The sequence below is a fragment of the Collinsella aerofaciens genome, from assembly GCF_040915425.1.
In the GTDB taxonomy this organism is placed as follows: domain Bacteria; phylum Actinomycetota; class Coriobacteriia; order Coriobacteriales; family Coriobacteriaceae; genus Collinsella; species Collinsella aerofaciens_BW.
The window spans coordinates 27,877-36,069 of sequence record NZ_JBCPDN010000016.1 but is presented as its reverse complement, the minus strand read 5'-3'; the positions used below and the strand labels follow the sequence as shown (position 1 = coordinate 36,069).

9 protein-coding genes are annotated in these 8,193 nt (G+C 58.7%); 2 read left to right on the top strand and 7 right to left on the bottom strand.

Annotation, left to right across the window (positions count from 1 at the left end; genetic code table 11):
• The coding region (locus AB5164_RS03715) for a hypothetical protein (protein ID WP_368147815.1) at positions 1-410 on the top strand (410 nt) is incomplete at its 5' end.
• A gap of 21 nt (positions 411-431) precedes the next feature.
• Here AB5164_RS03715 and dnaX read toward each other — a convergent pair.
• Positions 432-2,870 carry a DNA polymerase III subunit gamma/tau gene (gene dnaX / locus AB5164_RS03710; protein WP_368147813.1) on the bottom strand — a complete coding sequence of 813 codons (2,439 nt, stop codon included), beginning with the start codon at positions 2,868-2,870 and terminating at the stop codon, positions 432-434.
• Between the two features lie 116 nt (positions 2,871-2,986).
• Between dnaX and AB5164_RS03705 the strand changes: the two genes are divergently transcribed.
• Entirely contained in the window at positions 2,987-3,703 is a 717-nt protein-coding gene (locus AB5164_RS03705; RefSeq protein ID WP_158556940.1) for a hypothetical protein, read from the top strand.
• Positions 3,704-3,806: 103 nt separating this feature from the next.
• On the opposite strand, the gene AB5164_RS03700 is transcribed toward AB5164_RS03705, so the two are convergent.
• The 6 genes from AB5164_RS03700 to AB5164_RS03675 form a co-directional block, all read right to left on the bottom strand.
• Entirely contained in the window at positions 3,807-4,466 is a 660-nt protein-coding gene (locus AB5164_RS03700; RefSeq protein WP_195362227.1) for a DUF5028 domain-containing protein, read from the bottom strand.
• A 5-nt stretch (positions 4,467-4,471) separates the two neighbouring features.
• Positions 4,472-5,116, bottom strand: coding sequence for an ATP-binding cassette domain-containing protein (locus tag AB5164_RS03695; RefSeq protein WP_368143082.1), 645 nt, complete (start codon positions 5,114-5,116; stop codon positions 4,472-4,474).
• On the bottom strand, positions 5,113-5,910 hold the full coding sequence (locus AB5164_RS03690; protein WP_368143083.1) for a DUF2705 family protein: 798 nt from the start codon (positions 5,908-5,910) through the stop codon (positions 5,113-5,115). Before AB5164_RS03690 ends, AB5164_RS03695 begins: the two co-directional genes overlap by 4 nt.
• 38 nt (positions 5,911-5,948) lie before the next feature.
• Positions 5,949-6,830: a hypothetical protein gene (locus AB5164_RS03685; protein WP_368147811.1), complete on the bottom strand. Its 882-nt coding sequence runs from the start codon at positions 6,828-6,830 to the stop codon at positions 5,949-5,951.
• 79 nt (positions 6,831-6,909) lie between these two features.
• A complete protein-coding gene (locus AB5164_RS03680; protein ID WP_117778762.1) occupies positions 6,910-7,422 on the bottom strand; it encodes a DUF2712 domain-containing protein in 513 nt (170 codons plus the stop codon).
• A 109-nt stretch (positions 7,423-7,531) separates the two neighbouring features.
• The coding region (locus tag AB5164_RS03675) for a helix-turn-helix transcriptional regulator (protein ID WP_368147810.1) at positions 7,532-8,193 on the bottom strand (662 nt) is incomplete at its 5' end.

The following is an 8,193-nucleotide window of genomic DNA, read 5'->3' as shown; positions in this document are numbered from 1 at the left end:
ATCTCTTTGTCGGCTGGGCATTGCTGGTTGTCATCACCCATGCCATAGCTTTTGGAGCAGAACTGCTGATAGCCAGCTCGGACCAGCCCGTCGTCAAATGGGAGACGACCGATGAGTGCACCGACGGAACCCGAACCGTCTACTACAACAGCCCGTCCCTCTATCAAGAGTTCAAGGTCAAGATAAAGGACTTCAAGATTGTCGATGCCGAGCTAGGCGTTTATTTGGCAATCGGAGCAACCATTAACGCCGAGCAAGTCGAGTACACGGACAGCCATGCGACGTATCGTATCGACCTCAGCATCCTAGGCCGACCGTCACGCACCTGTCTGCTCAAATGCGACATACGCGGCACCACGTTGCACATGTCCGAAATACAGATGCGCCCGGGCAAAGAGATCTCTTCTTGAGCAGCATACCCGCCCGCACGGTTACTCCACCGGCTTGAAGATGGTGGACTGGCCGAAGACGCTGCGGATGAGGGCCTTGGCCTCGTCCTCGGTCTGCGGGATGCTCGGGGCTGCGCCCTGGTGGCCGAAGGGGCTGCCGGCGCCGGGGTTGGACTCCCAGGGAGCTGCAGGAGCGTCCTCCTCTTTGGGGGCAGTTACAGCGGACTTGGGCGCGGGCGTCGCACCCGGCACGTCGAACGGAGGCAGATCGTCCCCGCTCGCATCGCCAGCGAAGCCGCCGACCATAGCGTCGTCGTAGGGCACCTGCTCGGATTCCCACGGCGCGGACCGCGCGACAGGTTGGGCCTTGGGAGCAGCCGAGCGCTCGGGCGCACGGGGTGCGGGCTCGGTCGGGAGCTTACCCGTGGCAGGAGCGCCGGCGGGGTTGTCGGAACGTAGCCAGGGGGCTTTGCCCAGGTCAGACGACTTGGGCGCGGGCGAGACGGGCTTGGGCGCGGGTGTCGGAGCAGCCGGTTTGGGCGCCGCGGGCTTAGGCGCCGACGGGGTCGATGCCGCTACCGGCGCCGCTTGCTGCTGCGGCGCGCTGGCGCTCGAGGATACAGGGCCCGCCGAGGACACGGGTTGCGGGTCCGCAGATGCCGCAGCCCGTGCAGATGGAGAATGCTCCTCATGTTGAGGAGCCGGCGTGCCACCCCCATCCAGGACATAGTCGACGGTACGACGACCGAAGACCGCGCAAACCGTCGGCAGGACCACCGACTGCGTATCGGCGCGACCGAGCATCTTAATGGCAAAAGTCGAACCCGCGGGGAACGAGACCGTGAGCCTGGAGCCGTCGTCGGCCGTGGCGCGGGCGTTGAGCAAAAGTCCTGCGTAGGAAGCCTGACGCGCCTTGACGCGCTCGACGACCTCGGCCCATTTGCGCTGCAGCTCTCCGGCGTCCTCGACCGCGGGGGTCTCGGCGGCGCCGGCGGCAGCAACCTGAGCGGCATTGTTGGACTGGGGCTGAGGCGTCAGAGCCGGCGCAGGCTGAGGCGCAGGCGCTGCAGGCTTGGAAGCTGACACGGACGCAGAACGGGGCGCAGGCTGGGCAGTCGGAACAGCAGCACCACGGTCCCAAGGCATACCTCCCTGGCGCGCGGACGTAGCAGCGGGGGCAGCGGATGCCGCCGGAGCGGCAGCGCGGGCGCCCGAAATGAGCGTCGGCTGTTGGGCAGCAGCGGGTACGGATGCTGCAGGCGCGGCGGCCTGAGCAGCAGCCACGCTCGCCGGCACGGCGCCGTTGGCAACCATGGCCTCCAGACGCGCCACGCGCTCGGCCAATGCCTCAATCGTTAAATCAGCCTCGGGACGTGCCAGACGCGTGCAGGCGATCTCGAGCACCAGGCGCACGTCGCTCGCGCCCCTCATCTCCAGTGCGGCATCGTCGAGCACCGTCAGCACACGGGCCAGGCGGTCGGCAGGATGCTCGCCAAAGGCAGCGGCCTCGGCAGCAAGCGCCTCGGCCTGCTCAGCACCGCCCTCAAACAACTCGGCACGGGCACCGGCAACGCAGGCAACATACACGTCGCGCACGTGCGCCACCAGGTCGCGCGTCAGCTCCAGCAGGTCGTTTCCTTCCTCGACCTGCGCGCGAATAAGCCCATATAGCTCGGCGACATCACGCTCGGCGATGGCGCGGGCAAACTCGCCCAGGATCTTGTCCGAAACCTCGCCCAAAAGCGAGCGGGCATCGTCCGCATGCACAGAACCGTTGCCAAAGACGCTCAGCTGCTCCAGCGTGGACAACGCGTCGCGCATGCCGCCCTTGGCATGGCGCGCCACGATAGCCAGCGCCTCGTCGTCGTAATCAAAGCCCTCCTGCTCGCACACGTATGCCAGGCGATGCTCAATATCCTCGTTGCCGATGCGATGGAAATCGAAACGCTGGCAGCGCGAGAGGATGGTCTCCAGAATCTTTTGCGGGTCGGTGGTGCACAGCACAAAGATCACGTGTGCCGGCGGCTCCTCAAGCGTCTTGAGCAGCGCGTTGAACGCCGCCGTCGTGAGCATGTGGACCTCGTCGATGATATAAATCTTGTACTTGCCGCGCACCGGGGCAAAGTTGACGGAGTTGATGATCTCCTCGCGCACGTTGTCCACGCCGGTACGGCTTGCGGCATCGAGCTCGTAAACATCGGGGTGGTTACCCTCGGCAATGAGCTCGCACTCCTCGCAAGTACCGTCGGGCATGCAGCCGCCTGCACCCTCGGCGCGCGCCGCCTCGGCATTGCGGCACAGCAGCGCCTTAGCCAGGATGCGCGCCATGGTGGTCTTGCCCGTGCCGCGCGGACCGCAGAACAGGTACGCATGGGACAGGCGTCCCTCGGTGATGGCGTGCTCGAGCGTCGAGACGATATGCTGCTGGCCCACCACGGAGTCGAAGGTGAGCGGGCGATACTTTCGGTACAACGATTCCATGGGTGCTCCCCCGGGTATACTGAGTCTTGTTGCCGCGGCGGCCATGCGGTCGCACGGCATACTGCATTCCATAATAACCCGTACGGCGAGCCCGCCGCGATAGGAGTCCAAAGAGCATGGCAGACGCAGAGAGCAACCTCGTTCCCTCCGAAGCAGCCGACCAGGTCGAGGTCGCGCTCGAGGAGCAGGCCGCAGCCGACGACGGCATCCTGTACCTCAACGAGTACCAGTACGAAAACGACCTCGTCACCGACTTCGCCCGCCTGGTCGCCTCGCCCAGGCGTCGCGGCTCGCTGTATGTCGCCGCCGCGATTGCCGCGCTCATCGGCATCGGCATGTTGGTGGCCGGCGGCAACTGGATCAAGTTCGGCGTCGTCCTGATCGTATTCGGCGCCTTTTTGGCCTGGTGGAGCAAGAACCTGCACCACACGCTCGCCCGCGACTTTATCGACGCCGTCGAGGCAGACGAGTCCATGGGCGGCCGCTACCGCCGCGTAGCCGCCAACGAGGACGGCCTGATGGTCTGGGGCAAGAGCGGCAAGTCGCAGTTCTTCCCGTTTGAAAAGCTCGACCACGTGCTCGACGGCGAGCGCATCTTTGTGGCCATGTTCGCCGACCAGGGCGTGACGATCCCTAAGGACACCTTTGTTCGCGGCGATGCCGAGCAGTTTGGCACCTTCCTTAAGGCACGCATCAACAAAAAACTCCGCATCGAGACCAAGCGCAAGAAGATGAAGGCAGAAAAGGCCGCCGCCGAAGCCAAACAGGGCGACAAACCCCAGGAGACCAAGGGCAAGCAGCGCAAGCAGAAGAAGAACAAGAAGAAGCGGTAGGCCAGCCGACACCGAAGACGCCTCGCCCCGCGTCATTCCGGGCCAGGGCGCCTGGGATCGAGCGCGAGTGCCACCGATGGACCCATTTTGCCTAGCTCTCGAGTTACTTCACTTCAAACCTTAAGAGCCTTCTCTCTGGCAGATCGGTCATCTTCATCGTATAAGTCCCAGGAAAAGCCTTCTCAAAACGGACGGTCTCGTAACCTTCGAAATAGTCGTTGGTGTTTTGCATCATGAATGGGACGAGCAACTCGTTCTCCGCCCCAACCTGTACAGCAAACGCAGCAGAACCGCCCAGAGCCGGCATTGCCTGCGTTATCAGATCGGTATTGACCACAAAGTCATAGTTTGGCGCAGACTCCGGCACCAAATGCCAAACATACGTCTTGATGCCGCCTTCGACATTGTCCTTATTCCTGACACGCATCTTTACGGCGATAACACACGTGATGTCGGCGTCCTTCAATTTCGTTTTCGTATCCACGATGCCATATTTTGAATAATCATCATGCGCACGCTTGAGATACTCGCGCGGCGTGAGCAGCTCTGCCCCGTCTATGCAAAACGAATACCCGTCAGTCGCCACATCCTTCGAACCCAGAAACGCCCCATCCATCGAGAGCCATTCGCCCTCCGCATAATATTTCTCAGGAATGACCGTCCGGTTCCCGTTAACGACGCTCACCCTCATGCCCGCAAGGCCGGTAGCAGCACAGCCGAAAAGAGCAAGCACCGCCCGTCTTGTCCACAGGGTCTTCTTCATCGCGCTCACGACCTTTCCCGAACTTCCACAACGGCACCGTCGCGCATGCAGTAAACCCGATCGGCCAGCTCCTCGAGCACCTCTCCGTCATGGCTGGACAGAATAACCTCGCGACCCGTTGAGGCCGCCATCGCCACAACGCGCTTGAGCATTTCAACGCCCGCTTCGTCGAGGGCATTTGTTGGCTCATCGAGAACAAGTAGCTTCGGCTTTTCCATAATTGCCGCAGCTATCCCCAGACGTTGCTTCATCCCAAGCGAGTATGCTCGGAACTTCTTTTTTTCGTCTGCATCGAGCCCCACGAGCCGCAGGGCAGAGCGAATGTCCTCGGGGGTGGCAACGCCCTTGATCTGAGCGATGAGCTCCAGATTGTCGTAGCCAGACAGATATCCCAAAAAGGAAGGCGCCTCGATCAACATCCCCAGACTCGGCGGGAACGAGATGTCCGCCCCAAGCCTTTGGCCATCGATAGAGATTTCGCCTTCGGTAGGCTTGATCAATCCGCAGACCACTCGCATAAGCATGGTCTTACCCGAACCGTTTATCCCCTGAAGCCCAACCACAGTCCCAGGGTCAACCTCGATGGACACGTTGCGCAGAACATCGTTTTTGCCCATGCGCTTCGATACGTCCCTAACGATCACGCTCATATCTTGTCCCCCTTTTCTATAAGGTCGGCCCTTCGAAACCACAGTCCGCCCAACGATAGGCATAACGACATAATCGCAATTGAAAACAAGACGCTCGAGCCCGTCGCGATTCCCTCTTTGACAATTCCGCCCCAGCGCAACAGCATTAGGGCGTTGCCTAACAGCACCCAATGCCGCGCAAATGCCGAACAGATCAGGTAGCTCGTTAAAACCACAAACGAGACCGACGGCCCAAGTACAAAGCCAATCACTGCCTGCGCAAACGCAAGCGCCTCGAAAGCAAGAAAGAGTCCTGTGAAAAACGGCAGCGCATCCGCCTCGTCAGCTTTGAGAAACCACGGCGCCAAATTAGCCAGCTGAAGCGACTCGCCATGAATGACCGCGCTGAACGAGGAGCTCACCACCAAGCTCCAAATCACAACAGAGCAAACCACCACGAGCAGCGAAAATGCCGTTACCGCCGCCACCAAGATAAAACGCGAGGCCCACCAAAGGGTTCTTGCCCGGCATCGAACAAGCGCTTGCAAACCAAGCCCGTGCAACGATTCGGTCGGATAATCGAGTGTTGTATAGAGAATAAGCAGAATGAGGAATAGCCACCCTAACGGAGGCACAAACATGAGCCCGGGCCTAGGCTCAAACGGAGCGGATCCGGCAAACACGAGCGCGAGATTATCAGCAAACCCCAAGGCATTCGTCCGAACCCCATACACAGAAGACAAGCCGTAGGCGTACACCAAGTTCGCAACGGTCACTGCCGCAACCGCAATAAAAGTAAGGATGTTCTTCTTCAAAACGGTCCTCAGGTCCGCGGCGACCAGCCTAAACAGCATCAGACCACCTCGCGTCTTTTTAAGAATCTCGCGGAAATCAAAGAAAAGACGAACAGCAAAATGATTTCTGCAAACCCTGCTCGAATGTCGGGCCAGTTATTTAGTGATTCCGACCTGATGCTGTTAAGAATGTTGCAGTTAAAGCCGACGCATGAAAGGACGCTAAAAATCCAATCGTTAACAAAGTGCCATGCAACCATAATCAGATATGGAACGACCATCGCCTTGATTCTGCTGCGAAACACAACCGACAGACCAGTCACGGCCATGGATAGAGCCCCCAGCGTCACCGCATCGAACAGTGTATAAACCAGCACATATAACAGAGGCCGGGAATAAAACAGACCAGAAAAATAGCTATGCAGATAGAGCCCGACGTAAGTCGATTCATCGACCCGGGGGAGATACGCGGGAAACAGCATTGAGACAATCAGGAAGTTCACGAGTAGCGGAATAGCCGTGACCGCAAACGCAGAGAGAAAAGCAGACAGCATCTTCACGTTCACGTATGCATTTCTAGAAACACGCGTGCAGATCTGCGCCTCGTAACCGCTCAAACGCTCGGACAGGCATGACCACGACCCGGCCAGCATGGCAAGCAACGGCAGCGCATAGAAAAACACCGATGCCGATAGCGGTGCATTTGCACTCACAACGATCCAGTTACCAAAGCTACTTTCACGCGTTTGGCCGAGGTATGCCTGGGCTTGCAAACCAACGCCATAGCCAAGCGATAACAGCTGCTTGCGCTCAGTCTCGAGCGTCCACCATGCCTCAATGGCAGCCGCCATCGAAATTGCAGTTGCAACCATAAGGGTCAACGCAAATATAGGATTGCCAAATATCTTGGACAACTCGTGCCGCATTAGATTTCTATTCAAGCGACATCACCCTCCCTTCGGCCGGGCCGAGCAGCAACACTCGGCCCGGCCCTAATCACAACAAGAAGCTGCGGATTGGCTAGGAGGGAAGTTTGTTAAAATGGCCAAAGCAATCGGGGCTCCACTTTCCATAGACCGTGCCGTATCCGGACTCGGCCCATGCAGTCAGACGAGCATAGCTGCGCTTATTCTCACGGACGAGATTGTATATCTCCCATTCACGCTCATGGTTGGAGCGATACACGCCCTGCGTGCAATTCAAATTGCCCGTTCCTCTATTGTCATAGGCACCGTCCACGTACAAACGTAACGGCTTTCCTGAATAGCCTTTGATCCAAATGTAGACTGAAGATGAATCTTCTTTCTGGCGATAGCCGGTTGCGCTCGTGCCAGAACATTGAAAAGCGAAATCTCTATCTTCGTTGTTCTTGCATGTGGCAATTCCGGCATCCGCGCTCTGCGAAATGCTAGAAACCTGGGAAGTGTCAAACTCCTCTTGAGCAAATGATGCGGCAGGTGCACCCATCGACAAGCCCGCAACAATCGCCAAGCCGACTCCGATTCGAGCAATAGCGCTCCTTGGCTTAATCATGGCCTTCTCCAATCAAAAGCGGTTAACAATGCGTCGACGCACGGCAACCTTTGCATGAATAGAGAAAGATGTCTGTAAACACCCGCTATTGAGTTGATCGCTCAGGCGTTTACACGTTATCTACCTGCGATAACAATGAAACAAGCTCCGCTTTATTCTTGATCTTCAACTGGCGGTAAGATGCAGACCGCAGTGCTTGCACCGTAGATGCAGCGTAACCGACATCCTCCGCAATGGTCTTTGTCGTTGCGCCTTCTGCCGTCATCAGCAAAATTTGCGACTGAACATCAGAAAGGGAGCGCGACGCAAGCAGGGCAAGCTGGCGCACGCGAGCTGCTTCGGTAAGCCCGTTCGCGCGGTACTCCAAGACGGCCTTCTCGTTCTCAACCGAGCGGGTGAGCGCGATGTGCGTGACGAACATGGGCGCAGACCAGCAGACGATCACCGTTGCCACGACGACATTGACAGCCGAACTTTGCCCCAGCAACGAAGTAAGGAACAACGGCTCGAAAACCATCAGATCCTGCGCCATGTTGAGCAAGACAGCCCAAACAGGAGCCGCCGCCCCAAAGCAAAGCATCCATACCCCGAGCATTTTGCGCTGCGGACAGCTACGCAGCACTATATATGTGAACAGTATCCCCGTCAGCACCGCAAGTCCATGGATTCGCCCCCTAGTGGCTGCATAGATTAAAGCGGATACACCTATTAACGCCAACGGCACGATAGCCCGAGTACGGCCACGCGCCTTAAATGAACACAGCCCAACAG